Raw genomic sequence first — 24,273 nt, 5'->3', positions numbered from 1 at the left:
TACCGATGGTGAGTATGGCCGTAGAGCTTTACCGCTGATTAAATATACCCAATCGTTGAAACCCTGAAGCGATAACCGCTGTAGGCTCATGAACATTGCTGTCTGATTATGATTTCGGCATCTTCGAGTTCTGCCTTCCGGCGTCCATAGCCACATTGCTCGATCAATTTTCGCGCTGCGGCAAGATCGGCGGCGGGCGAGTTCCAAGGGTACGTTGTTTCGCGGAAGAAGAGGCGGGCGCGGTGGAGGTGAATAGCAGCCATGTACAGCCGCATGGGACCGCGTTCGGCGATTTCCCAGGCTTCGTCCAAATCGGCCTGCGCGCTCTCGGGGCCGGTCTGTCTGTCTTCGAGGAACCGCAGCCAGGCGCGGGTGAGGAGGCCACGGGGAATGTGGTGCATCGTGCCGGCGCGGCGGAGGCCGGACACGGCGGCATCTAGTTCGCGGCGGGCGGTTTCAAACGCACCATCTCCTCCTTCCAGAATCGCCGCGTAGAGTGCAGCGCGGCCCAGAGTTAGGTGATTGAGGGCAATGTCGAGAAGTGCGATGTTGTTAAGCTTGGCCCACTCGAGTGTCTGCTTTGTGCGTTGGGAGACGTCTTGTAGCGTCGTGCTATGAGCGATGATTTCTTCTGGTGGTTGCAAACCGCCGCTACAGATGATTTGCCACGCGGCGCGCTTGGGGGCGGAGAGGAGCAGGGCGCAATACCGGAAGCCTTGTACCGAGTAGAGCAGCGGGTAGTCGGACTGCCTTTCCTGCTGCATTTGCTCGGCCTCGCGGAAGAGTTTCTCCGCCTCGGCCCGGCGGCCCGCCTGGTGCAGGGCGTCGGCGTGGGTCGTGCGAAAGGCCATCCGCAGAAACACATCGCCGCTGCGGTCGGCGTAGGTCAGGGATTGCTCGGCATTTCCCACCGCTCTCGCTACTTCGCCCAGCGCCAGCTCCAGCTCGCTCAGGTTGCTGGCGGCTTGAGCTGCTTGCTTCCACTGCTCCAGTTTGACGCGACCTTTAAGTCCAGTTCGCATCGGTTCGATGGCCTCCGTTAGTCTACCCAAGGCACGCAGGCGTGTGGCGGCTGCACCTAGCAGCCAAAGTTGGTTGGTTTCTGTAAGTTTCATTGAGACACGACTCCACGGTGAATCAAAGAAGCAGGCGACTGCTCCTAAATCAGGACCGAACGCGCCGAGCTTGTCGAGGCTATAGTGTTCATTCCTACGAAGTGTGCGGCCAAAGTAAACCTTATCACAAGCCTCCTGCTGCAACTCCGCCTGGCAGCCGTGGGCCACGGTTTGGTAGAGCGGCTGGAGATCTTCGAGCGTGGGCTCGTCTTTGTCCTCCGTGGTCGCGCAAAGGTGTTCGTAGAGCCGCCGGTGGGCGGCGCACCAGGTGTCGGGTTGTTGGGTGCGCAGTTGCCGGGCGAAGTATTCGCGCAGAAGCGGATGCGCATCCAGCGAGACGAGCGCGCCGGACGCATCGCGGTTCACCGTGAGCAGTTTTGCGGCCTCGAGACCGCTGAGGCAGAATTCCCAATCGTCGTCGGCCAGTCCGGCGAGCGGTTCGGTGAGGCTAGGGATGGTTTCGCGCCGCAGGGCCGTGAGGCAGACGGCGTCAGCTGGCCGGTCAAATAGACCCATGAGCCGCAGCACGGCCACTTCGCGCTGGCCCTCAATGCCGCCGTCGCGCAACAGCCATTGCTGGTAGGCGGCCATGGTGCGGAACGCGTGCCCGCCGTCCATCTTCTCGTCGGCTTTTTCGAACTTCACGCGGTCGCGTTGGTGGATGTTGCCGTTGAAAGCGCGTTTCAGGAATCCGCCGAGCAGGGTCAGCGTGAGGGCGTGGCCTTTCACGTCTTCGACCAGCGCCGCGAATTCTTGGCTCCCGCCGTGCACGCCCAAGGTTTTGAGCAGATGCACACCGGCATCGAGGGACAGGCGCAGCAGCGGCACTTCTGGTGCGGTGGTTTGCCGGAACGCCCGCAAGTCCGGCAACGAATGCCGAGTGGTGACGATGCACAGGCCGTGACTGGCGGCAGCCAAGCCTTTGAGCAGCGCGGTAATACCTTGGTCCTTGAGTTCGCCTGGCATAGGCGCGCTGGGTGCGTATTGCAGTGGCTCGAGACCGTCGAGGATGAGCAAGCTGCGCCGCTGGCCGACGAGGCGAGCGAGGCGCTGGCCCTTCTCGAACGCGCCTGCGCCACTCGCAGCGAATTCCTTGTCCTTTTCATCCTTGGCAAAGAAGTTCAGTGCTTCCTTCAAGAACAGGTCAGACGATGCCGCGACCTGATCGCGCGTGCCCTGGCTGTAGAAACTCCAAGCAAAGGCGGCATCGCAACCGGGCCAGTCCTGCCCCGCCAGTTCCGCGACCCACTTGGCGGCGAGGGAAGTTTTGCCTTCACCGCCCAAGGCAACGAAGGTAAGGATGTGCGGGCGGCCTTTCTCCAAGCGAAGCGTCTTTTGCCATGCTTCGTTGAGGAGCTGGGTTTCTTCCTCGCGGCCGATGAGTTGGGCTGGAGCATATTTACCAATGCGAGCGATATCGAAACAGCGTTCGGCTCGTGTACCGGGACGGAAGTCTATAACGTCGCGATCACTGAAGCTCTGGGGCAGCGGGCAATCTTCGCGCCATACCGGGATAACGCGTTTGCCGAGGCGGCGAGCGAGTTCGACTTCCCGGCTTACCCAAGCGGAGGAATTTGAGGCAGCGGTAATTACGACGACGAAGGTGTCAGACTCGGCAATGCCTTGTTCGATGCGCGGCCAGAACTGTTCATCCGGCTTGATGGCGCTGATATCATTGAAGACATCATCGAAACCGGCTGCGCGTAAAAAGGATTCCATTTCCGCGACGAAACTGTCGTCGGCACTGCTGTGAGAAACAAAAGCGCGGGGCATCGGTTAAGTTTTGAGAATCATCCAATTTCAATTTGCTGTCATCATAACAAACTTGCTCAGCTCCACAAGACGGATAGCGTGACGCTATTGACACATAGTCCGACTAACTCCCTCCAAAACCCGCAAAACTGTTGAAGCCTATTGCTTATCCAGCCGGCGATACTGAATCGCTTCCGCAATATGTTGATTGTTGATTTTCTCAATGCTCGCCAAATCCGCAATCGTTCGCGCGACTTTTAAAATTCGATGGTATGCACGGGCGGATAAGTTCAAACGGCTGATCGCTTGTTTCAGCAGATTCTCGCTGGCGTCATCGAGTGCGCAGAGTTGGTCGATTTCCTTAACACTCAAGCGGCTGTTGGTTTTGCCTTGCCGGTTAAGCTGCAATTGATGGGCTTTTTCAACGCGCTGGCGGATGGTGCTGCTTTTCTCGCCTGTTGTTTGCTGTTTCATCAATTCTTGTTGCGGCACCGCCGGTACTTCGATTTGCATGTCGATGCGGTCGAGTAATGGACCGGAGATTCGTCCGCGGTAGCGGGCGATTTGATCGGGGGTGCAGTGGCATTTGCCGGAGGGGTGGCCTAAATAGCCGCAAGGGCAGGGATTCATCGCGGCAATCAGCTGAAATTGTGCGGGAAATTCGGCTTGCCGTGCGGCGCGGGAGATGGTTATTTTGCCGGATTCGAGCGGTTCGCGCAGGACTTCCAAGACTTTGCGGTCGAATTCGGCCAGTTCGTCGAGAAATAGCACGCCGTGCATCGCCAGCGAAATTTCTCCGGGGCGCGGGTAGCTGCCGCCGCCGACCAGAGCAATGCCGGAAGCGGTGTGGTGCGGGGAGCGGAATGGGCGTTTTTTCCAGTTATCAATATTGAAGCTACCCTGGCTCAATGATTGGATTGCAGCGGATTCCAGCGCTTCCGCTTCGGTCATGGGCGGCAGAATACCGGGAAAACGTGCCGCGAGCATTGATTTTCCGGTGCCGGGCGGGCCGATCATCAGTAGGCTGTGTCCACCTGCGGCGGCAATTTCCAATGCGCGTTTGGCGTGCGTTTGTCCTTTGACTTCGTCCAGATCCGGGTAAGCAGAACCGCTGGTATCCATGTCATTGGCTGCGGGATTTTGGTAAACCGGCAAGGATTCGTGTCCGCTCAGGTGCGCGCAGATTTGCAGCAGCGACTTGGCGGCGTAAATCGTGGCTTTGTTGACGAGTGCCGCTTCGGCGGCGTTTTGTTGCGGTAAAACAAAACTTCGTCCGGATTGCGATGCGTTGTAAGTCATCGCCAGCGCGCCGTGGATTGGCCGCAATTCGCCGGTTAACGCCAATTCTCCGGCCCATTCATATTGATCCAGTTTGTCGCTGGGGATTTGCCCCGTGGCAGCGAGTATTCCCAAGGCGATGGGCAGATCGAAACGCCCGCTTTCTTTGGGCAGATCGGCGGGCGCCAGGTTAACGGTGATGCGTTGCGCGGGGATTTTGAATTGCGCGTTTTGCAATGCCGCTCGGACGCGGTCTTTACTTTCTTTGACTTCGGTGTCGGGGAGTCCGACGATGGTGAAGCTGGGCAAACCGTTGGCGATGTGTGTTTCCACCGTCACCAACGGTGCTTGAATACCTGCCAACGCCCGGCTATACAGAACAGCGAGAGACATAGGCGAGTCGTAATCCTAGAGGCGAAAGTACGGCCTGGAGCAGGTCTGAACGAAGCCAGGAGTGATGATCTGCGTAAATTACCCTTCGGTCTGTATTTGATCCGGTGTCACATTTCTTTCTGTTGAGGTAGAGGTGGATTGATTAAAGCGCGCTTCCAGTTCAGCAACCCTGGCTTCGAGAAGTATTAATTTCTCCCGGGTGCGTTGCAGCACTTCCTGCTGGATATCGAATTCATCGCGCGTAACGAGATCAAGCCGTGAGAATGCGCCCGATAACAGGACACGAATATTTTTTTCGATATCTTTGGCTGGGCTGTTCTGCAATATTTCGCTGACTTTGGTATTGATTTCGTCGATTACATTTTTGTTAAGCATTGATGTTCTCCTTGTTGATGAGACTTACCAGTTGATCAGCTGATTGGGATGGCTACGTGATAAAATCCAAAACACTTTTTACTTTACGAAAACGGATTATCCACTGTTATTGAATTGGGTTCCAGTTTAAACAAACTGTTATCAATCGCTGGTTATTGTGCCATGTTGCCGCTGGCCGGTGAATAGATGAATACACTCAATTAGTGCTTTGTTTTAATACCGGTAAATTATCCGGGTACATCAATGGAACGTAAACAATTACTCGAACGCTGGCTGCAAGATCAATTTCCTGCGCAGCCATTTACTTTGCAGCCTGCATCCTCGGATGCCAGCTTCCGCCGCTATTTTCGTGCATCCTTGGGTGATCAGACGTTTATCGTCATGGATGCGCCGCCGCAACAGGAAGACTGTACGCCATTCTTGCGCGTAGCGGAAATTCTGACGGCTAGCGGTGTGCATGTGCCGAAAATACTGGCGCAAAATTTGGATCTGGGTTTTTTGCTGCTGTCCGATCTGGGCAATACGACATTTTTGCAAGCATTGAATCACCAGAACGGTAATGCTAGCAAGCTTTACGGGGAAGCGGCGGATGCGCTGATCAAGATACAATTGTCGCATCAGGCGGCAAGTCTGCCAGCTTACGATGAAGCCTTGCTGCAACGGGAACTCGATTTGTTTCCGGATTGGTATATCGCGAAGCATTTGCAAGTGGATTTGACGGAACAGCAACAAGCCGTTTTGCGCGCTGTTTTTTCCCGGATTTTGCAGAACAATCTGGCGCAACCGAAAGTGCTGGTGCATCGCGATTATCACTCGCGCAATCTGATGGTGACGTCTCCCAATCCAGGCATCATCGATTTTCAGGATGCCGTGTATGGCCCGATCACCTACGATCTGGTGTCGTTATTCAAGGATGCCTATATCCATTGGGACGAGGAGCGCATTTTGGATTGGACGATCCGTTATTGGGAGAAAGCGCGCAAGGCCGGGCTGCCAATCGCCGCCGATTTCGCGGAGTTTTACCGGGATTTTGAATGGATGGGCGTGCAGCGCCATCTCAAAGTGCTGGGAATTTTTGCCCGCCTGAATTACCGCGATGGGAAAGCCAATTATTTGAACGATATGCCGCTGGTGATGCATTATCTGCGTAAAGCGTGCGAGCGCTACCGTGAACTGGCTCCGCTGCTGAATTTGCTGGATGAATTGCATCCTGTTGAGTCAGATCAGAAAATTGGCTACACCTTCTAAGCGTATTCCTTATAAAGCGATGATTCTTGCCGCGGGACGCGGCGAGCGCATGCGTCCGCTTACCGATGCGGTGCCGAAGCCTTTACTGAAAGCGGGCGGCCATGCGTTGATCGAATATCAGTTGCACAATCTGGCGCGCGCGGGTTTTACCGATATCGTCATCAATCATGCATATCTGGGTGAAATGATCGAAAATGCATTGGGTTGCGGTGAACGTTATGGTGTTAATATTCACTATTCACCCGAGAAAGTGGTGCTGGAAACGGCTGGCGGGATTGCCAATGCTTTGCCGCTGTTGACGGATGAATCCGGTAGTCTGCCGTTTCTTGTCGTCAATGCGGATATTTTTTGCGGCATGGACTACGCGGCGTTGCTACCGGTTTTGCATGCGATGCAAACCGATACAAACCAGCGGCTTGCTCATCTGGTGCTGATTGACAATCCGCCACATCATACCGATGGTGATTTTGCGCTGCATGGCGATCAAGTAAAGCTGACTGGAAATCCTAAGCTGACATTCAGCGGTATCGGCATCTATCAGGCGCAGCTTTTTAGCGGTATATCGCCTGGCTTGCCGGTGAAACTGGCGCCGCTGCTGCGGCAAGCCATGACAGAAGGAAAAGTCAGCGGTGAATATTTTTCCGGGCAGTGGGTCGATGTCGGAACACCGCAGCGGCTTGAATGGCTGGACAAACAACTCCAATCGCGCGCAGAATCAACAGCAGGATCGGTTTAAGGACATCAGAACTCGTTTATGACACATTTTCAACATTTCATCGCCCGCCGCCAGCATCTGGCCAACACAATGCAATCCGGCATCGCGGTTATTCCGACAGCGCCGGAACGGTTGCGTAACCGGGATGCGCATTATCCGTACCGGTTCGACAGCTATTTTTATTATTTGACCGGCTTCCGCGAACCCGAAGCGGTGTTGGTCCTTGTTGCTGCGAATGATAAAGCACCGTCGAAGCATATTTTGTTCTGCCGCCAGAAAGACCAGGAACGCGAGATCTGGGATGGCTTCCGTTATGGCCCCGAGGCCGCCAAAACAATATTTGGTTTTGACGAAGCGCACCCGATCGATCAACTGGATGCATTGCTGCCCAAATTATTGGCCGATCAACCGGCGGTCTATACCGCAATGGGATTGGATGCGGCGTGGGATCAACGCGTTATCGGCTGGTTAAACCGGGTGCGTGAATTAGCGCGCACGGGCGTTGCTGTACCGGCGGAAATTCATGATAGCCGTGCGCTTCTGGATGAAATGCGCCTGATCAAAGGCACCGATGAATTGCAGATCATGCAGCGTGCCGCGGATATTTCGGCGCAAGCGCATCAGCGCGCGATGCAGACGGTGCGTCCAGGTATGCGCGAATTTGAAGTCGAAGCGGAATTGCTTTATACGTTTTACCGGCACGGGTCGCAAGCACCGGCTTATACTTCCATTGTTGCAGGCGGCGCCAATGCATGCGTGTTACATTATGTGCAGAATGATGCCGAGCTGAAATCAGGCGATTTATTACTGATCGATGCCGGGTGCGAGCTGGATGGTTACGCGTCGGATATCACCCGCACATTTCCAGTGAATGGTAAATTTACCGCCGCGCAGCGCGATGTTTATCAACTGGTGTTGGCTGCGCAAGCCGCCGCAATAGCGCAAGTACAGCCGGGAAGGCGCTGGAATGATCCGCATCAGGCGGCATTGCAGGTATTGGCCCAGGGTTTCATCGATCTGGGATTGTGCCAAGGCAGCGTCGATGCGGTGCTGGAATCGGAAGATTACAAACGTTTTTACATGCACAGAACCGGGCATTGGCTGGGCATGGATGTGCACGATGCCGGTGAGTACAAGCAGAAGGGCGAATGGCGTGCATTGCAGCCTGGCATGGTGCTCACCGTTGAGCCGGGGTGTTACATTCGTCCGGCGGATAATGTGCCGGAACATTTCTGGAATATTGGTATCCGCATCGAAGACGATGTCGTGGTTACTCCATCGGGCCATGAGATTTTGACGCTGGCGGCGCCCAAAACAATTGCCGAAATAGAGGAGTTGATGCAATGAGCGATGAAGAAAGGAAAATTATTATCAGCAGAGTTTCCGAGTACCGCCAGGACGAATCAGGTCAATATCAGCGTGTGCCGGTTTCTCCGGTGAATCGCTGGCTGACCTATGCGATACTCATTCCCGTTGTGGCGATCATGATCGTACTCGGCATATTCTTTTTTGCCGCTTTTCTTGCGCTACTGGCAGTGGCCATTTTGGTGGTCGGAACACGCTTCTGGTGGTTACGCAGGAAGTATGAAAATTCCATGCAACATCCCGGCGATGCCAACCGGCAAGCGGAAACGGATCAGACCGTGATCATCGAGGATGCGCAGATCATTGAAGAAACAGAAGCCCGCAACGAGCAGAAAAAACATTAAACGGAGTTAAATCAGCCGGTACACGCTGTGTTACCAGCTATTTCGATGGAATCAATTTCATCTGCCTTTGAGCAACACCCGGAAGAAATGCCGTTGGTTTCCCGCTGACCCAATTGGCGTGCCCGCTGCCGTAATACGGCGACAACGGGTGTCCGCTTTGCCCGCCGGGCATATCAAAATATCCTTGTTCTTCCTGCCCTGGCGCAACCACCGAGCGTTGCGATGCGCCGAAGTTGGGCGATTGCACACGCGGCATGTTGTGATCGCCGGGCAGCGGGTCGTGCGGCATATCCAGCCATTGCGCAATCCACCCGGGCAGTTTCTGGCTGAGCGGATGCTTGATCCGCGCGGCATTCTGCATTCCCCAGTTTCGCTCGGCAATGCCGCCATCCTGCTGTAATTGTGCCGCAATCGTTTGCGCGCAGCGGTAGAGTAATTCATCCCAAGTTTTATACGGTGACGGAAGCAGATGCTGCGGCTGGTGCTCGATCAATTGCCAGAGAATCGATTCGGTTTGGCTGAGTCTGGGGAGTTCAAAATTTTCATGATGCTGCCGCACCGGTGCAGCAAATCCATTTAACACGGTTTTCATCACTTCATAGCGGTACGCACGTACGATGCGGTATGCAACAGAATCCGCGGCAGCCTGTTCATTCCAACCGGCCAGCGCGGTTTTCATGACCGGAATCCATGAGGCCGCGTCGTCTGCTGTTTCGAGCGTGGCTTGCAGTAACTGATGCCAGCGGGTTAACAACAGCGCGCGGTAATCCAGCTGAATGGCTTGCAAGTCATCGACGGTAAACTGTTCGCGCGCCAATAAGCTGTCACGGATTTGCGTGGCGCGTGCGCCCAGATCGAAACCGCCATTGCCCAGCAGCATGAGTTGATCGCCCGAGACAGTGCGGGAATTGGCTGACCATAATCGTTGCGAAGCGGGGTTGTGAAGCACTGGATAATGCCCGGGATCGAGCCAGCCATGCCAGCCGGTATCGGGTTGCGTCCAATCGGCGGGTATTTGCCCATCATAATTGCCGGAACGGGCGGGAATGCGGCCCGCGAGCGTCCAGCTGATATTGCCGTCGCGATCACCGGCGATGAAGTTTTGTACCGGAATGCCAAATTGTTGCGCAATTTTCGCGGCCTGTGCGGCGGTTTTTACTTGTTCCAGCTGGATCAGATTGAGATTGACGGCTTCCGGCCGCAGCGCAGTCCAGGCCAGCGCCAGCGGTGTTTTATCATGATCTTCCGCAATGACCGGCCCCCATCCGGTTTCGGAAATCGTCAATACTTCATCCGGGGCGTTGCGGATACGGATGGTTTCCTCGACGATTTGCAGCGGTTGCCAGCCGGTTGCGCCGAGATAGCGTGTGTTATCGCGATCATCGATTGTAATGCGCACCCAATCGGAAAAATCGCCGTGGCTATTGGTGAAGCTCCACGCAATATGCCGGTTTGATCCGGTCACGATCGAAGGGACACCGGGTAAGCTTATGCCGGTGATGTCGTGCTGCTGGCCCGAAGTGGTGGCATCGGGATAAATCAGCCGGGAACGGAACCACAGATTCGGCACCCGCAGCGTCAAATGCATGTCATTGGCGACGATTGCAGCACCATCGGCTAACGCGCCGGAAACCGCGAAACTGTTACTGCCCGGGGACTGTTCCGTATCCAGCTGGCCATCCTTGAATAAATGTTTATCCAGCACTTGCAGGTTGATATCGGTTGCCGGCGGGAGTTGCGCCTGGGTAATCGGCGCATCAAGCAGCGGCGCATCCCAATTTCCGGCATTCTGCGTCAGAAATTGATAGACCGATGCGGGTAGCGTTGCGCGTAACCGCGATAACGCCAGCTCCCGGTCAATGTTTTCTTCGTTCAAGGTGAAGAACATCGCATAAATGACCAGGATACTGTCCTCGTTGCGCCAAGCGACAGGCTGGTTTTGTGTCAGTAAATAAGGAAACGGGCGCACCGCCAAAGCGGTGAGTCCCTGATTCACGCCGGTCCGGTAAGCATCAAGCAATTGCCGCTGTTCTCCGGAAAGCTGATTCAGCACCTCGGTTGCGCGTGCGCGCATGCGAAATAATCGTGCTTTACGGTCATGCGGCGCTGCACCGGAGCCGAATAATTCGGCCAATTCACCCGCCGCTTGGCGGCGCATCAAATCCATCTCGAAGAAACGTTCCTGCGCATGCACGTAACCCAGCGCCTGCGCCAGATCCAGCTGGTTTTGACCTTGCAAGGTGACACTGCCTAACGCATCCCGGTCGATGAATACCGTGCTGGCCAAGCCGGGTAACGCCGCTTCGCCGTCATATTGCGGCAAGCTGCCGCGCAATAATAACGCTGCTGTAAGCATCAATAAGCAAACGATTAACAGGCTTGTTATCAGGAAGAGGCGGATAAAACGTAACGTAGACTGCATAAGGAAATGAAAGTAATTAGATCGTTAGGTGAGTAGCGATGCGGGACATACATCGAAGGCGCGATATTATGCATGAATTATTATTTAACATATTGATATTAATAATTATTCGTTATTATTTTCAATGTTTCGATAATAAAGGGGATGATTCCTTCTTTATTCCCGCTATTGAATCCCAGTGTTCGCAATGATAATTCATTTGTAGATATTTGGAGCTTGTCATGGCTGAAGATAGTGATTTAGAACGTACCGAGGAGGCGACGCCGAAGCGCATAGAGAAAGCGCGAGAGGAAGGTCAGGTTGCGCGTTCTCTGGAACTGACTACGTTTACTGTATTGCTGGCATCCTCTGCCGGGATATTGTTCATGGGAAGCGGCATGATGGACAAGTTGCTGAAACTCATGAAAGCGGGCATGCAATTGGACCGTGAGCTGGCATTTCAACCGGATCTGATGGTCAACCGCATGTACGAGCTTGCGTTTGAAGCTTTAATCGCGATTGCGCCTTTGTTGTTTTTACTTCTGGTCGTAGCCTTCTTCGCACCGATGTCATTGAGTGGCTGGATGTTCAGCACCAAGGCACTGATGCCCAAATTTGACCGCATTGACCCCATTAAAGGTATCGGCCGGATTTTCTCCGTGAACAGCCTGATCGAGCTGGTGAAAGCGATTCTTAAAACGATCGTGATCGGTGGTGTCGCCGCGTTGGTGATCTGGTACAACAAGGAATCCGTGATGATGCTGCTGACGTTGCCTATCGATCTTGGCATCAGCCGCACGGGTGAATTCCTGATGATGAGTTTTCTGCTGATTGTGGGTGCGATGATCCTGGTGGTTGTGATCGATGTGCCTTACAAAATCTGGGAACATGCCAAGCAATTGCGAATGACCAAGGAAGAGATCCGCAAGGAATACAAGGAAAGTGAAGGCGATCCATTTATTAAAGCACGTATCCGCGGTTTGCAACGGGAAGCCGCGCGCCGCCGCATGATGGCGGAAGTACCGAAAGCCGACGTTATTGTCACAAACCCGACGCATTACGCCGTGGCACTGCGCTATCACAGTAACAGCATGCGGGCGCCGAAAGTCATCGCCAAAGGCGTGCATTTACTGGCAGCGCGCATTCGTGAGGTTGCCGAAGAACATCGTATCCCAATTCTGGAAGCCCCGCCGCTGGCGCGTGCTTTATATCATCACGCCGAATTGGAAAGTGAAATACCGGAAAAATTGTATACCGCAGTCGCCGAAGTGCTGGCTTATGTTTTCCAGTTGAAGCGCTATAACGAATACGGCGGAAAAGCACCGCAACCGCCAGTGGATGTGCCAGTTCCTGCGGAATTGGATCCGGGACAGCAGGCAGTCTAGCGGGACGGGATAACGTTGAACACTATTAATGAACAGTTTTTATGGCCCACACTATGAATAATGCAGCTACATTGTCATCCGTAGGAATGCTCAATAATCTTAAGAACTTGGCTGGGCCAATGTTGATTATTATGATTCTGGCCATGATGGTGTTGCCGCTGCCGCCATTCATTCTGGATGTGTTCTTCACTTTCAATATCGCGGTATCGATCATCGTGCTGATGGTCAGTCTGTACACACGGAATCCGCTGGATTTCGCGGTTTTCCCGACAATTCTGCTAATTACTACCTTGCTGCGGTTATCGCTGAACATCGCTTCCACCCGGGTGGTATTGCTCGAAGGTCATACCGGGCCCGATGCTGCCGGTAAGGTGATCGAAGCGTTCGGGCACTTTCTGGTGGGCGGGAATTACGCGGTCGGTATCGTCGTATTCATTATTCTGGTGGTGATCAACTTTGTTGTGATTACCAAAGGTGCGGGACGTATTGCCGAAGTCAGCGCGCGTTTTACCTTGGACGCCATGCCGGGTAAGCAAATGGCGATCGATGCCGACCTGAACGCCGGTTTGATCGGCGAGGATGAAGCGCGCAAACGCAGAGCAACGATTTCCCAGGAAGCGGATTTTTACGGTTCCATGGATGGTGCCAGCAAATTCGTGCGCGGCGATGCGATTGCCGGCATCTTGATTATGTTGATTACCATCATCGGCGGGTTGATTGTCGGTGTCATGCAACATGATCTGGAGCTGGGCGCGGCGGCAAAGAATTACACCTTGTTGACCATTGGCGACGGCTTGGTCGGACAAATCCCGGCGCTGATTATTTCGACCGCAGCCGGTTTGATGGTGAGCCGTGTCACCACCGATGAAGATCTGGGCGAACAAGTTCTGAATCAGCTGTTCAACAAACCGCAAATATTGGTTATCACCGCAGTTATTTTGGGCGTGATGGGAATGATTCCCGGCATGCCGAATTTTGTATTTCTGCTGATTTCGTCCATTTTGGGTGGAATAGCCTACTTGAAAATAAAAAATCCAGTTGTTAAGCCGGTTGAAACGGTGGTTCCGGAATTGCCTTCCATCGAAAAAACGGACGCAAGCTGGAGTGACGTTACCCCGATTGATACGTTGGGATTGGAAGTCGGCTATCGCTTGATTCCTTTGGTCGATAAAGCGCAACAGGGCGATCTGCTGAAAAGAATCAATGGTATCCGCAGAAAATTCGCCCAGGAAATCGGTTTCCTGCCACCGGTCATTCATATCCGCGACAACCTGGAACTACGTCCGAATGCTTATTGCATCACGTTGAAAGGTTCGATCATCGGGCAAGGCGAGTCGTATTCCGGCATGTATCTGGCGATCAATCCTGGCCGTGTCACTGCGCAGTTGCCTGGCACCGCAACGACCGATCCGGCGTTTGGTCTTCCCGCCGTTTGGATCGAAGCCAATTTGCGCGAGCAAGCGCAAATCAACGGTTATACCGTGGTTGATGCTAGTACCGTGGTGACCACGCATATCAATCATTTGATTCATATGCATGCGGCCGAGTTGCTGGGCCGGCAAGAATTGCAAAAGCTGCTGGATCATCTCAATGCGCAGTTTCCGAAACTTATCGAAGACTTGGTACCGAAGTTGCTGCCGTTATCGACGGTACAAAAAGTTTTACACAATCTATTGGAAGAAAATGTGCATATCCGCGACATGCGCACCATCATTGATGTGCTGACCGAATATGCAGCGCAGACACAAGACGCGATCGAACTGACCGCAGTTGTTAGAACCGCTTTGGGGCGTGCGATCGTCGATCAATTTTATCCTGCCGGTTCTGAAGTCCAAGTCATGAGCCTGCATCATGACCTGGAAAACATACTGGGTCACGTTATGCAGACCGGTGGCGGACAGGGTGCCGGAATCGAACCCGGGTTGGCCGATACCTTGTTGAGAGAAGCGCGTAATGCGGCTCAGCAGCAGGAAAAACTGGGATTGCCGATGGTATTGCTGGCGCCGGGCTCGATCCGTTTCCTGCTGGCCAAATTTTTACGCCGCGCGATTCCACAGTTAAGGGTGTTGGCGCATTCTGAAATTCCGGATTCACGAAAAATCAAAATCACTTCCGTGGTTGGAGGTAACAAATGAAAGTAAAACGCTATCTTGCTTCCACATCCCGCGAAGCGCTCCGTCATGTCAAAGAGGAATTGGGTGAGGACGCGGTAATTCTGTCGAACCGTAAAACCCGGGATGGCGTGGAGATCATGGCATTGGCGGATTCCGATATGACCGATCTGGTGCAACCAAACACACCGGCTATACCGGCTAAGCCATCAATGCAATCAACCCATTCAATGCCTTCAATGCCGCCGTTGCAGGGTATTTCGCATTATGAGCAAAGCAAAATGCTGAACGCGGCGGATCCGTATTCAGACATGCTGCCCATGCGCAATGAACCGGCGGAGTCGCGCAAAACTTCGAGCGATGTGCTGTCCGCATCCTTAGCCAAGGACATCATCACCGAGATTCAAGCGATGAAAAGTACGCTGGAAGATCAGCTGGCGACCGTAGCCTGGGGGAGTTTCACCCAGCGCAGCCCGGAAAAAGTAAAGCTGTTACGCACTCTGCTGGATACGGGATTCAGTCCGCTATTGGCGCGCCGTCTGATCGACAAACTATCCGCCGGTCTCGATTACGAGCACAGTTTGAAACAAGCCATGTCCGCGCTGGCCTTTAATCTGCGGACAGCGGCCAGTGACGACATAATTGAAAAAGGCGGGGTGTATGCACTGATCGGCCCGACCGGAGTCGGTAAAACAACGACCACAGCGAAGCTGGCGGCGCGTTGCGTGATCCGGCATGGTGCCGACAAGGTTGCGTTGCTGACGACCGATAGTTACCGTATCGGCGGTCATGAGCAATTGAGAATTTATGGGCAATTATTGGGTATTCCGGTACGCAATATCAAGGATACCGAGGATTTACAGCTGACGCTGTCGGAACTTAAGAATAAGCATATGGTGCTGATCGATACCGTGGGCATGAGTCAGCGCGATCAAATGGTGGCGCAGCAAATCGCCATGCTCAGCAACTGCGGCGCGGATGTGAAGCGCATGCTCGTTCTCAGCGCTGCATCCAATGGCAGCACATTGGATGAAGTGATCGCCGCGTATCAGAAGAACGGAATTTACGGTTGCATCATCACAAAAATCGATGAAGCTGCGAGCCTGGGCGTGGCGCTGGATGTCGTTATCCGGAGAAAATTGCCGCTGCACTATGTCGCCAACGGGCAGAAGGTTCCGGAAGATATTCATACCGCCAATTCACGCTATTTGTTGCATCGCATTTTTAAATCAGTGCCGGGTGATACGGCTTTTACTTTACAGGATGCGGAGTTCGCGTTGGTTATGGCAACCCGGAATACCGAGCCAGCGCCATCGGAAGAAAGATCATTAGCGGGATTCATGTATGACTAGGTTGATTTTACAAGATCAGGCCGCGGGTTTGCGCAACCTGACTTTCTATCAGAAGCGTGATCCGGCGCGCGTCTTTACCATCGCCGGCGGCAAATCGCGTGTCGGGAAAACCAGTATGGTTGTGAATCTTGCGGCAGCGCTGGCGCAGAACGGGCAACGGGTTTTATTGATCGATGAGAATCCTTGTCATAACAATATCTGCACCAGTTTGGGTTTGCAGGCGCGCTTCGATTTACTGCACGTGATTCATAAGGATAAAAGACTCGACCAGGTGCTGCTGCAAGGCCCGGAAAATATCACGATCTTATCGGCGATGCGCGGCATTCATGCACTGAACAAGTTGAACCCGCTCGAACAGGATTGGCTGGTCAAGAGTTTTTCCGAGCTGACGGAGTCCGTCGATATTGTGTTGATCGATACCGCCATGACCGGCACGACGCATGTTTTACCGTTAAGCCTGGCTTCGGAACAAGTCATGATCGTGATTTCCGGTTCTGCGGCATCAATTACTGGTGCTTACGCGCTGATCAAAATCATGAGTCAGGAGTATTCCAAGCAGCATTTTCTGATTTTGGTGAATAAGGTTGAATCGGAAACGGAAGCACTGATGATTTATCAGAATTTATACCGGGTGGCGCGCCAATATTTGTCGGTTTCGCTTGAATATGCCGGTTACGTTGAAAGTGATGAGCGATTACGGAGTGCAACGCAATTGTGTAAACCGGTGATCGAGATGTTTCCGGCTTCTCAGGCGGCTATTTGCTTCCGGCATGTAGCAGAAAATATTTTGCGCTCTACTTGCCCGGATAAATATAGCGGGGGAATGGATCATTTCATGCAGCGATTGATTATGACGAGCCATTTGAGTATGGCTAATTTTACGGTGTGATTGAATATGTATACTGCGACTGGAACCAAAACGATTGATAAAGAACAATTTATCACTGAATTTACGCCACTGGTAAAGCGCATTGCTTACCATATGATGACGCGTCTGCCAGCTAGCGTACAAGTTGATGATTTGATTCAGGTCGGCATGATCGGCTTGCTGGATGCGATTAATCGCTACGAAGGATCTTACGGGCGTCAGTTTGAGAGTTATGCGGCCCAACGGATACGCGGTTCGATTCTGGATGAGCTGCGTGAAGCCGATTGGCTGCCACGCAGTATCCGTAAAAAGATGCGCCGGATCGAAGCGGCGGTGAATATGCTGGAACAACGGAATGGGTGCGCACCGAATGAGCTGGATCTGGCAGCCGAACTGGAGATGTCGTTGGATGAATACCACGAGACCCTGCAAAGTGCACGCGGCGCACAGTTGATTTATTACGAAGATTTTCAGCAGGATGATGAAGAGCCGTTTCTGGATCGGCTTTTCATTGATTCCGAAGGCGATCCGCTAAATGCGCTGCTGGATGAAAATTTTCGCAGCACATTGATTGCTGCCATTGATAACCTCCCGCCACGGGAAAAGCAGGTCATGGGTATGCATTACGAGCAGGAAATGAATCTGAGGGAAATCGGTGAGGTGCTGGGTGTCAGCGAATCCCGTGTATGTCAGTTGCACACGCAAGCAGTGGCAAGGCTGCGCAGCCGCTTAAGAAATACTTGAAGTGTTTTATACCGTCTATCCGCGCCATTAAACGGATTATGTGATGCTTAAAAAATCGAAGATGGATTTGAACAGCGTCTTTGGCATTCTGCTGGCCTTGGTGGCAATCATAGGCGGGCAGTTTCTTGAAGGCGGGCATATCAGTTCTTTGTTGCAAGCGGCCGCATTTGTAATCGTGATGGGCGGCACTGTCGGAGCGGTTTTACTGCAAAGTCCGATGAAAATTTTTGTCAATGGTCTGCGAATGGGCGCATGGGTTTTCTTTCCACCGGAGCACTCTCCGCAAGCCCTGATTAAACAAATTATTAATTGGGCGCATATTGCACGGAAGGAAGGGTTGCTGGTGCTTGAAGAGTTTGTTCCCGGTGTAAAGGATCCGTTGACAAAGAAGGGATTGCAATTGCTGGCGGATGGCAGTCCGCCTGAAAAAATCCGTGAAGCTTTAGAAATTGATGTTTTGGCTTTGGAGAACTATCAACGTCAGTCGGCCCGGATCTGGGAAGCTGCCGGCGGTTATGCGCCGACGATTGGCATTTTAGGCGCCGTACTCGGATTGATTCACGTAATGGAAAACTTATCCGATCCCAATCTTCTGGGAAACGGTATTGCGGTTGCTTTTGTGGCGACAGTCTACGGTGTTGGATTAGCCAATCTGGTTTTCTTGCCGGTAGCAAATAAGCTCAAAACTATCATCGGCGAGCATGTCGTAATGCAGGAAATTCTGCTTGATGGTTTTGTGGCGATTGCGCAGGGCGAGCATCCGCGACTCATCGAGAGCCGGTTGAACGGCTATTTCATTTAAATCTGATACAAGCAGAATAACGATCAGTAAATAATTTCTGAAAATCCGATGCTGAGAAAAAGAAAACAAAAAAATGATGATCACACTGAAAATCAGGAACGTTGGCTTGTGTCCTATGCTGATTTCATAACGCTGCTGTTTGCTTTTTTTGTGGTGATGTATGCCGTTTCATCGGTAAATGAAGGCAAGTACCGCGTTCTAAGTTCTTCGTTAGTGAGCGCATTTAAGAGCAGTAATCCAACAAACGCGGTGCCGGTGCAGTCGACGGAATTTATACCGATTAATATCCACCCATCAAATGAAACGGATTCAATCAAACTGATTGATAATCTCAGTATTCATAAAGCAAAAAAACAAGAAAAAATGAAAAGCATGGCTAAGAATATCCTTCATGCTTTGGATCCTTTAGTGAAGGATGGTCAGGTGAGAATTACCCAAAGTTCTTTGGGAATAACGGTAGAGATTAATGCCAGCGTTCTTTTTTCACCAGGGCAAGCAAAACTGGCCGAGAATTCAAGCTTGACGCTCCAGGCCGTAGCCAATGTGATCAAGGGTCATGAGCACGAAATTCATGTCGAAGGGCATACGGATAATTTGCCGATCCATAATGGCAGTTTTCCATCAAACTGGGAATTATCGACTGCTCGTGCTAGCAGCGTGGTCAGATTATTTATAGAAAATGGCGTTGAAGCGCAACGGCTGACTGCAGTGGGATATGGCGAGAATCGGCCGATAGAGAGTAATGACACCCCTGAGGGAAGAAAAAGAAACCGCCGGGTATCGGTTATGATTTTATCTGCCGATCCAGATAAAGTAACCGAAATTCCTATCGTTGAGTAATTGTAATTGCGCTAAGCTTAAATGTAAGTCTGACCTTTGGGGCCGTAGAGTGAAACATTTCCTGCCGCACAGTGCAGTGCGGCGAAAGCGCGTTGATTATGTTGTAGTTGAGTTGAAATCATCAAACCATTTGAGTGATTCAGTTGTTGAGCTAATTTTGCCAAATCGAGTAATTCATTCCATAAATTTTTTACTTCCAATAGATCTGAATGTTGCTCGATTAGTCCGATCAACCAGGCATCAATACTTTTTTTCTCTAGATTGAGTCCTTGTTTCTTAAGGTAATCAGTGCGATGTTCATCAAACTGTATCAATTCTTCGATTAAGCGTGATTTATCTGAAGCGAGAAAATCTATCGCTTCTATTTTTCCTTCCACGAGCGCATTTTCTTCTTTTCTGAGAATCTCAATAAATGCTTGAAAAATACCTTGTTCATCCTTTAGTTCATTCATAAAGCACATTATGTGCTGTGATTGAGACATTAGACGGCACCTTTCTTAGATTGAATTAATTCTTTAACTGTTTCGAGTAATCGATCAGCTACAACTTCAGGATTTATCTGAAAATTACCTTCGCTAATTGCTTGTTTTATTTCTGCGACACGAGCAGTATTAACAATCGAGCCATTTGCGGAACTACTATCAATATTTTGCAGTTTCGCCGCGTTCGGGCTTAAATGCACACTATTTTCTTGACTCGCATCCGTGCTGGGTGTGATATCAGCCCGCCTTTTTCCATCACTGACAGATACGGTTGACACTGGCTGTAATGATTTATCTATTTTCACTTTTAGACCTCTTGACGAAATTCATTGAGTGCCTTATCGACACCTTTATGCAGAACTTTAGTAATCAAAGCTTTTTCATGAAACTTAAGAATATTAAAGCAAATGATTAAATTTTTTATTGTTGTAATGTTGTTACGACACAAGTTGAAATGAAATTCAGTATTTTGAAATATATAATTCTATTGTTTTGCCAGATTTTGGTGACTGGTAAACCAAATGGATATCGTAGATAATCAATTTTCCTCGGAAACCATCATATATTATTTCTAACCGGTAGCTAAATGTCTTTTATATTTAAAGCAAGTGCCAGTGCATTTCGCGACTTAGTACGTTTCAAAATTGCTTGGATCATTATTTGGCCAATTATGGTTTCGATCCTGTTATGGCTCATCATCGGTTTTGTTTTCCAGAATAGTTTTTCTGAATTAGTTGCCATGTTATTTGATCAGATTGGAATTGGCGAATGGTTGCGGGATATGCAGTCTGATTGGGTGTCCTCTGCTATTCAGAATCTCTTATACTTCATGGTATACGTGCCGCTCGTAATAATGACAACGCTGATGATTACCGCTATTTTTGTAATGCCCGCGCTTATCAATCTGGTGGCGAATCGCGACTATCCGGAGCTTAAACGGGAATATGGCGGTAGCATCGCCGGTAGTGTCGTCAATGCAGTTCTGGCGTGCGGTATTTTTATACTCATTTGGGTTGTCACGTTACCGTTATGGGCGGTGGGTGCGGGTATCATTATTCCTTTTGCTGCTGCAGCCTTTATGAATCAGCAACTATTCCGCTACGATGCATTATCGGAGCATGCCAGTAAACAGGAAATCAAGACGATATGCGCGAAAAACAGATATTCATTGTGGGGATTGGGATTATTGACCGGATTAATTCAATTTATACCGATACTCAATTTGCTGGCGCCAATTTATACGGCACTCGCGTTTATTCATTTTGGATTGGATCATCTGAAGCTTTTGCGCGCTCAAAATCTACTGAATAGTAGCCTACCTGCGGATAATCATTAATTTGTACCCGTTGAAGCAGTAATAATTCCGGTCAAATTGAAATCAGGAATGAATGAGCAACAGTGGAATCATGATTTTATTGAGCTCTCGCCGATATTTGAGCCTTTTTCGTATCTGCAAAGATATTTCAAGAATCAGCAATCCTGGCCCGAGCCTGACGATCTAAATAAGCTCTGCGCTCAGCAGAACCGGAAAATACTTACCCGATCAGGAAAACCGGTCCGCTTTGTGCCTCAAATTCCCGGCAAGTTTGATGCTGAGCAACGATATGAATCCGGAATTTACTTAACCGGTAAAATACCGACTAGAGCGCAGAATTGGCACGATTTTTTTAATGCTTTGGTGTGGCAAATTTTTCCGCAAGCTAAATCCGTGCTCAACCAGCTGCACTATCAGGCACAGTTGGTTGAGTTATCAAATCAGTTACGGAATCGTTGCAAATTACGAGATGCTGCAACGCTGTTCGATGAATCCGGGGTGATTGTCGTATGCAGTCAGACAGCATTAATTCAGTTGATAAAAGATTTTGAATGGAAGGAATTGTTTTGGCAGCAGCGCAAAACGGTGCTGTTATCAATGCGATTTTTTGTTTTTGGCCATGGACTGTACGAGAAGACATTAAATCCCTATGCCGGTATGACGGGCAAGGCGATAATTTTTGATGTGCCGGAAGCTTTTTTTGCGCACGATTTACCAGCTCAATTGCGTGCTATCGATGCCATGTTGGAGCTTTACTTATTGCAAACATTATCGTCAACTTCCGATTTGGTGCCGGTTCCACTTTTAGGATATCCGGGTTGGATTGGCGATAACGACAGTGAGTCTTATTATGAAAATAAACAATATTTTCGTGATCGCCCCAAGTCCGTACAAAAGAGATAAGTGTTTATCCATCCTGACCGGTAAGTTGATTGGATGGATTCCGCAACGAAAAACGCCCGATACCGGAATTAATCCATATGTTTTACGATTCCCGGCTGTTTTTTTGTTAAAATGCACCGCTTAATTTACTAATTTATTGGAGTATTTAATGGCAATTGAGAGGACACTATCCATCATTAAACCGGATGCTGTGGCGAAGAATGTGATTGGGCAGATTTATTCCCGTTTTGAATCAAATGGTTTGAAAATCATTGCGGCGCGAATGATGCATTTGTCACAAGCAGAAGCTGAGCAATTTTACGCCGTGCATCGCGCGCGTCCGTTTTTTAACGATCTGGTCAAATTCATGATATCGGGTCCTGTGATGGTGCAAGTATTGGAAGGAGATGAGGCCATTAAAAAGAACCGCGATCTAATGGGCGCTACCGATCCCAAGAAAGCGGAGAAAGGAACGATTCGCGCCGATTTTGCCGACAGCATTGACGCCAATGCAGTACATGGTTCCGATGCACCGGAAACGGCCGCGGTTGAAATTGCCTGTTTTTTTCCAACATTAAATATCCATTCCCGTTGAAGCACTGCGTGCTGTAGCTCAATAGTGACAATCAATCTGTTAAATTACGATGGTAAAGGCCTGGCTGATCTTTGTACCGGAATAGGCGAGAAACCTTTTCGTGCAAAGCAGCTGCTGCACTGGATCCATCAGTCCGGTACCGCTGATTTTGCTGCGATGAGCGACTTGGCAAAAAGTTTGCGTGAAAAACTCGCTGCGATGGCGGTTATCGAATTGCCACAGATCACTTCTGATCATGTCGCCGCAGACGGCACCCGCAAATGGCTGCTGTCCGTCGGCTCCGGCAATGGCATAGAAACTGTCTTCATACCGGAAGCAAATCGCGGCACGCTATGCGTTTCCAGTCAGGTAGGATGCGCTTTGGCCTGTACTTTCTGTTCAACCGGAAAACAAGGCTTTAATCGTAATTTAACAGTGGCTGAGATCATCGGGCAACTGTGGATTGCCAACAAAACAGTTGGGTTGAATACCGGTGACCATGCATCCCATGCAAACAGAGTCGTGACCAATGTGGTGATGATGGGCATGGGTGAACCGCTGGCCAATTTTGATAATGTGGTAACCGCGCTGGACATCATGCTGGATGATCATGCTTATGGTCTTTCGCGCCGGCGCGTCACGGTCAGTACATCTGGGCTGGTGCCCGCCATCGATCGATTGCGCGAGCGTTGCCCGGTCGCTTTGGCGATTTCCTTACATGCGCCGAACGATGCGTTACGCGATCAACTGGTGCCAATCAATAAGAAATATCCGATCAAGGAGCTGTTGGCTGCCTGTCAGCGCTATCTGCCGTCAGCGCCGCGTGATTTCATCACATTTGAGTATGTCATGCTGGACGGTGTGAATGACAGCACTGCACATGCGCGCGAGCTTATAAAACTGGTGCAGGATGTTCCTTGCAAATTTAATTTAATTCCGTTCAATTCATTTCCGGGTTCCGGTTTCAAGCGCTCAAGCGCCGAAGCTGTGCGGATTTTCCGCGAGATATTGATGCAAGCGGGATTGGTGACTACGGTACGTAAAACCCGTGGTGACGATATTGCGGCGGCCTGCGGCCAGCTTGCCGGGCAGGTAAAAGACAAAACACGCCGCACGGCTAATTTAAAGACAGAGGCGATGCAGTGAAAAAAAAACTGTTGTTTTTTTTCATACTGCTGCAATTTCTGATAGGGTTTAGTGGGTGCGTGCAACAGTCAACGAATAACGGAATGCCGGTTCAAGCAAACTCGGACCGGGCTTTTCAAAGCGCGAAGATTCATACGGAACTGGCAGCGGAATATTTCTATCGCGGCCAGCTGGATGTGGCGATCGAGGAAGTAAACGAAGCATTAAAAGCGCAATCCAATTATGCGCTTGCCTACAATGTGCTGGGGCTGATTAATATGACGCTGAATGAAGATAGCAAAGCACTGGATAATTTTGAGCGCGCTATTCGTTTGGCGCCGAGGAATTCGGAAATTCGCAATAACTATGGATGGTTCTTATGCCAGCGCTTTTCACAACGCATGGATCAAGCCATAGATCATTTTATGATGGCTGCTAAAGACCCTCTTTACGCAACACCGGAGATGTCTTATACCAATGCCGGGATTTGCGAGACTAAGCGCCAGAATTACACTGAAGCGAAAGTTTTTTTACAAAAAGCATTATCCCTTAAGTCCAATTATGCACCCGCAGCGATCGGATTGATTGATATCGATTTTCAACGTGGCAATTTAGCCGATGCAAAATCCAAGCTCGCACTGTTTTTGCAAAATAACACGCAAACAGCAGAGAGTCTGCTGATGGCGATAAAGATTGAACAAGCAATGGGCAATCAATTAGCCGCTGAAAGTTACATTTTTCAGTTGCAAAAACATTTTCCGGAATCTAAAGAAACGGCCATGGTTCGAGAAGGAAGGATGAGATAAT

22 protein-coding genes are annotated in these 24,273 nt (G+C 50.7%); 16 read left to right on the top strand and 6 right to left on the bottom strand.

Going from position 1 to position 24,273, the window contains the following annotated elements; all coding sequences use genetic code 11:
* Positions 1-86: 86 nt before the first annotated feature.
* From BLU57_RS03020 to BLU57_RS03010, 3 genes are all read right to left on the bottom strand, one after another.
* Positions 87-2,888, bottom strand: coding sequence for a toll/interleukin-1 receptor domain-containing protein (locus tag BLU57_RS03020; protein ID WP_090315979.1), 2,802 nt, complete (start codon positions 2,886-2,888; stop codon positions 87-89).
* A 138-nt stretch (positions 2,889-3,026) separates the two neighbouring features.
* The gene (locus tag BLU57_RS03015; protein ID WP_090315976.1) at positions 3,027-4,538 is read right to left on the bottom strand and encodes a YifB family Mg chelatase-like AAA ATPase; all 1,512 of its coding nucleotides are present in this window, start codon (positions 4,536-4,538) and stop codon (positions 3,027-3,029) included.
* Between the two features lie 78 nt (positions 4,539-4,616).
* Positions 4,617-4,913, bottom strand: coding sequence for an accessory factor UbiK family protein (locus tag BLU57_RS03010; RefSeq protein WP_090315973.1), 297 nt, complete (start codon positions 4,911-4,913; stop codon positions 4,617-4,619).
* A gap of 243 nt (positions 4,914-5,156) precedes the next feature.
* Between BLU57_RS03010 and BLU57_RS03005 the strand changes: the two genes are divergently transcribed.
* The 4 genes from BLU57_RS03005 to BLU57_RS02990 are packed head-to-tail and all read left to right on the top strand — an operon-like array spanning position 5,157 to position 8,585.
* Positions 5,157-6,161: an aminoglycoside phosphotransferase family protein gene (locus tag BLU57_RS03005; protein WP_090315968.1), complete on the top strand. Its 1,005-nt coding sequence runs from the start codon at positions 5,157-5,159 to the stop codon at positions 6,159-6,161.
* 19 nt (positions 6,162-6,180) lie between these two features.
* Entirely contained in the window at positions 6,181-6,897 is a 717-nt protein-coding gene (gene murU, locus BLU57_RS03000; protein WP_090316253.1) for an N-acetylmuramate alpha-1-phosphate uridylyltransferase MurU, read from the top strand.
* A gap of 18 nt (positions 6,898-6,915) precedes the next feature.
* Entirely contained in the window at positions 6,916-8,223 is a 1,308-nt protein-coding gene (pepP, locus tag BLU57_RS02995) for a Xaa-Pro aminopeptidase (RefSeq protein ID WP_090315965.1), read from the top strand.
* Positions 8,220-8,585, top strand: a complete 366-nt coding sequence (locus BLU57_RS02990) for a hypothetical protein (RefSeq protein ID WP_090315962.1) — start codon at positions 8,220-8,222, stop codon at positions 8,583-8,585. Before pepP ends, BLU57_RS02990 begins: the two co-directional genes overlap by 4 nt.
* Before the next feature lie 37 nt (positions 8,586-8,622).
* Here BLU57_RS02990 and BLU57_RS02985 read toward each other — a convergent pair whose 3' ends face one another.
* Positions 8,623-10,941, bottom strand: a complete 2,319-nt coding sequence (locus tag BLU57_RS02985; RefSeq protein WP_256206068.1) for a penicillin acylase family protein — start codon at positions 10,939-10,941, stop codon at positions 8,623-8,625.
* A gap of 287 nt (positions 10,942-11,228) precedes the next feature.
* Between BLU57_RS02985 and flhB the strand changes: the two genes are divergently transcribed.
* The 7 genes from flhB (at position 11,229) to motD (ending at position 19,088) form a co-directional block, all read left to right on the top strand.
* Positions 11,229-12,371, top strand: a complete 1,143-nt coding sequence (gene flhB, locus BLU57_RS02980; protein ID WP_090315956.1) for a flagellar biosynthesis protein FlhB — start codon at positions 11,229-11,231, stop codon at positions 12,369-12,371.
* Between the two features lie 53 nt (positions 12,372-12,424).
* Positions 12,425-14,506, top strand: coding sequence for a flagellar biosynthesis protein FlhA (gene flhA, locus BLU57_RS02975; RefSeq protein WP_090315954.1), 2,082 nt, complete (start codon positions 12,425-12,427; stop codon positions 14,504-14,506).
* Positions 14,503-15,834: a flagellar biosynthesis GTPase FlhF gene (gene flhF / locus BLU57_RS02970; RefSeq protein ID WP_090315950.1), complete on the top strand. Its 1,332-nt coding sequence runs from the start codon at positions 14,503-14,505 to the stop codon at positions 15,832-15,834. Before flhA ends, flhF begins: the two co-directional genes overlap by 4 nt.
* The gene (locus tag BLU57_RS02965; RefSeq protein ID WP_090315947.1) at positions 15,827-16,723 is read left to right on the top strand and encodes a MinD/ParA family ATP-binding protein; all 897 of its coding nucleotides are present in this window, start codon (positions 15,827-15,829) and stop codon (positions 16,721-16,723) included. The genes flhF and BLU57_RS02965 overlap by 8 nt, the downstream gene beginning before the upstream one ends.
* A 6-nt stretch (positions 16,724-16,729) precedes the next feature.
* Positions 16,730-17,446, top strand: coding sequence for an RNA polymerase sigma factor FliA (locus BLU57_RS02960; protein ID WP_090315945.1), 717 nt, complete (start codon positions 16,730-16,732; stop codon positions 17,444-17,446).
* Between the two features lie 61 nt (positions 17,447-17,507).
* Complete coding sequence (locus tag BLU57_RS02955; protein ID WP_090316250.1) at positions 17,508-18,248, top strand: flagellar motor protein; 741 nt, start codon at positions 17,508-17,510, stop codon at positions 18,246-18,248.
* A gap of 48 nt (positions 18,249-18,296) precedes the next feature.
* On the top strand, positions 18,297-19,088 hold the full coding sequence (motD, locus tag BLU57_RS02950; protein ID WP_090315944.1) for a flagellar motor protein MotD: 792 nt from the start codon (positions 18,297-18,299) through the stop codon (positions 19,086-19,088).
* A gap of 17 nt (positions 19,089-19,105) precedes the next feature.
* On the opposite strand, the gene BLU57_RS02945 is transcribed toward motD, so the two are convergent.
* The gene (locus BLU57_RS02945; protein ID WP_256206066.1) at positions 19,106-19,540 is read right to left on the bottom strand and encodes a flagella synthesis protein FlgN; all 435 of its coding nucleotides are present in this window, start codon (positions 19,538-19,540) and stop codon (positions 19,106-19,108) included.
* Positions 19,541-19,569: 29 nt separating this feature from the next.
* On the bottom strand, positions 19,570-19,875 hold the full coding sequence (gene flgM / locus BLU57_RS02940) for a flagellar biosynthesis anti-sigma factor FlgM (RefSeq protein ID WP_090315938.1): 306 nt from the start codon (positions 19,873-19,875) through the stop codon (positions 19,570-19,572).
* 281 nt (positions 19,876-20,156) lie between these two features.
* Here flgM and BLU57_RS02935 point away from each other — a divergent pair, with 281 nt between their 5' ends.
* The 5 genes from BLU57_RS02935 (at position 20,157) to pilW (ending at position 24,272) form a co-directional block, all read left to right on the top strand.
* Complete coding sequence (locus BLU57_RS02935; protein WP_090315933.1) at positions 20,157-20,906, top strand: EI24 domain-containing protein; 750 nt, start codon at positions 20,157-20,159, stop codon at positions 20,904-20,906.
* Positions 20,907-20,954: 48 nt separating this feature from the next.
* On the top strand, positions 20,955-21,788 hold the full coding sequence (locus BLU57_RS02930) for a DUF3025 domain-containing protein (RefSeq protein WP_090315930.1): 834 nt from the start codon (positions 20,955-20,957) through the stop codon (positions 21,786-21,788).
* Positions 21,789-21,936: 148 nt separating this feature from the next.
* Entirely contained in the window at positions 21,937-22,362 is a 426-nt protein-coding gene (ndk, locus tag BLU57_RS02925) for a nucleoside-diphosphate kinase (RefSeq protein WP_090315928.1), read from the top strand.
* Between the two features lie 24 nt (positions 22,363-22,386).
* Positions 22,387-23,487 carry a dual-specificity RNA methyltransferase RlmN gene (rlmN, locus tag BLU57_RS02920; RefSeq protein ID WP_090315926.1) on the top strand — a complete coding sequence of 367 codons (1,101 nt, stop codon included), beginning with the start codon at positions 22,387-22,389 and terminating at the stop codon, positions 23,485-23,487.
* Complete coding sequence (gene pilW / locus BLU57_RS02915; protein ID WP_090315924.1) at positions 23,484-24,272, top strand: type IV pilus biogenesis/stability protein PilW; 789 nt, start codon at positions 23,484-23,486, stop codon at positions 24,270-24,272. Before rlmN ends, pilW begins: the two co-directional genes overlap by 4 nt.
* Position 24,273: the final 1 nt, after the last annotated feature.

This window comes from Nitrosomonas oligotropha (assembly GCF_900106555.1).
In the GTDB taxonomy this organism is placed as follows: Bacteria; Pseudomonadota; Gammaproteobacteria; order Burkholderiales; family Nitrosomonadaceae; genus Nitrosomonas; species Nitrosomonas oligotropha_A.
This window is presented reverse-complemented; position numbering and strand designations above follow the sequence as displayed.

Excerpts from the sequence above, each read along its gene's own strand:
- pepP (WP_090315965.1), top strand. The coding sequence starts at position 6,916 with ATGACACATTTTCAACATTTCATCGCCCGCCGCCAGCATCTGGCCAAC.
- BLU57_RS02935 (WP_090315933.1), top strand. The coding sequence starts at position 20,157 with ATGTCTTTTATATTTAAAGCAAGTGCCAGTGCATTTCGCGACTTAGTA.
- BLU57_RS02990 (WP_090315962.1), top strand. The coding sequence starts at position 8,220 with ATGAGCGATGAAGAAAGGAAAATTATTATCAGCAGAGTTTCCGAGTAC.
- BLU57_RS03015 (WP_090315976.1), bottom strand. The coding sequence starts at position 4,538 with ATGTCTCTCGCTGTTCTGTATAGCCGGGCGTTGGCAGGTATTCAAGCA.
- flhF (WP_090315950.1), top strand. The coding sequence starts at position 14,503 with ATGAAAGTAAAACGCTATCTTGCTTCCACATCCCGCGAAGCGCTCCGT.
- ndk (WP_090315928.1), top strand. The coding sequence starts at position 21,937 with ATGGCAATTGAGAGGACACTATCCATCATTAAACCGGATGCTGTGGCG.
- murU (WP_090316253.1), top strand. The coding sequence starts at position 6,181 with ATGATTCTTGCCGCGGGACGCGGCGAGCGCATGCGTCCGCTTACCGAT.
- BLU57_RS03005 (WP_090315968.1), top strand. The coding sequence starts at position 5,157 with ATGGAACGTAAACAATTACTCGAACGCTGGCTGCAAGATCAATTTCCT.
- BLU57_RS02930 (WP_090315930.1), top strand. The coding sequence starts at position 20,955 with ATGAATGAGCAACAGTGGAATCATGATTTTATTGAGCTCTCGCCGATA.
- BLU57_RS02945 (WP_256206066.1), bottom strand. The coding sequence starts at position 19,540 with ATGAATGAACTAAAGGATGAACAAGGTATTTTTCAAGCATTTATTGAG.
- BLU57_RS03010 (WP_090315973.1), bottom strand. The coding sequence starts at position 4,913 with ATGCTTAACAAAAATGTAATCGACGAAATCAATACCAAAGTCAGCGAA.
- BLU57_RS02985 (WP_256206068.1), bottom strand. The coding sequence starts at position 10,941 with ATGCTTACAGCAGCGTTATTATTGCGCGGCAGCTTGCCGCAATATGAC.
- BLU57_RS03020 (WP_090315979.1), bottom strand. The coding sequence starts at position 2,888 with ATGCCCCGCGCTTTTGTTTCTCACAGCAGTGCCGACGACAGTTTCGTC.
- flhB (WP_090315956.1), top strand. The coding sequence starts at position 11,229 with ATGGCTGAAGATAGTGATTTAGAACGTACCGAGGAGGCGACGCCGAAG.
- motD (WP_090315944.1), top strand. The coding sequence starts at position 18,297 with ATGCTGAGAAAAAGAAAACAAAAAAATGATGATCACACTGAAAATCAG.
- BLU57_RS02965 (WP_090315947.1), top strand. The coding sequence starts at position 15,827 with ATGACTAGGTTGATTTTACAAGATCAGGCCGCGGGTTTGCGCAACCTG.
- flhA (WP_090315954.1), top strand. The coding sequence starts at position 12,425 with ATGAATAATGCAGCTACATTGTCATCCGTAGGAATGCTCAATAATCTT.
- BLU57_RS02960 (WP_090315945.1), top strand. The coding sequence starts at position 16,730 with ATGTATACTGCGACTGGAACCAAAACGATTGATAAAGAACAATTTATC.
- BLU57_RS02955 (WP_090316250.1), top strand. The coding sequence starts at position 17,508 with ATGGATTTGAACAGCGTCTTTGGCATTCTGCTGGCCTTGGTGGCAATC.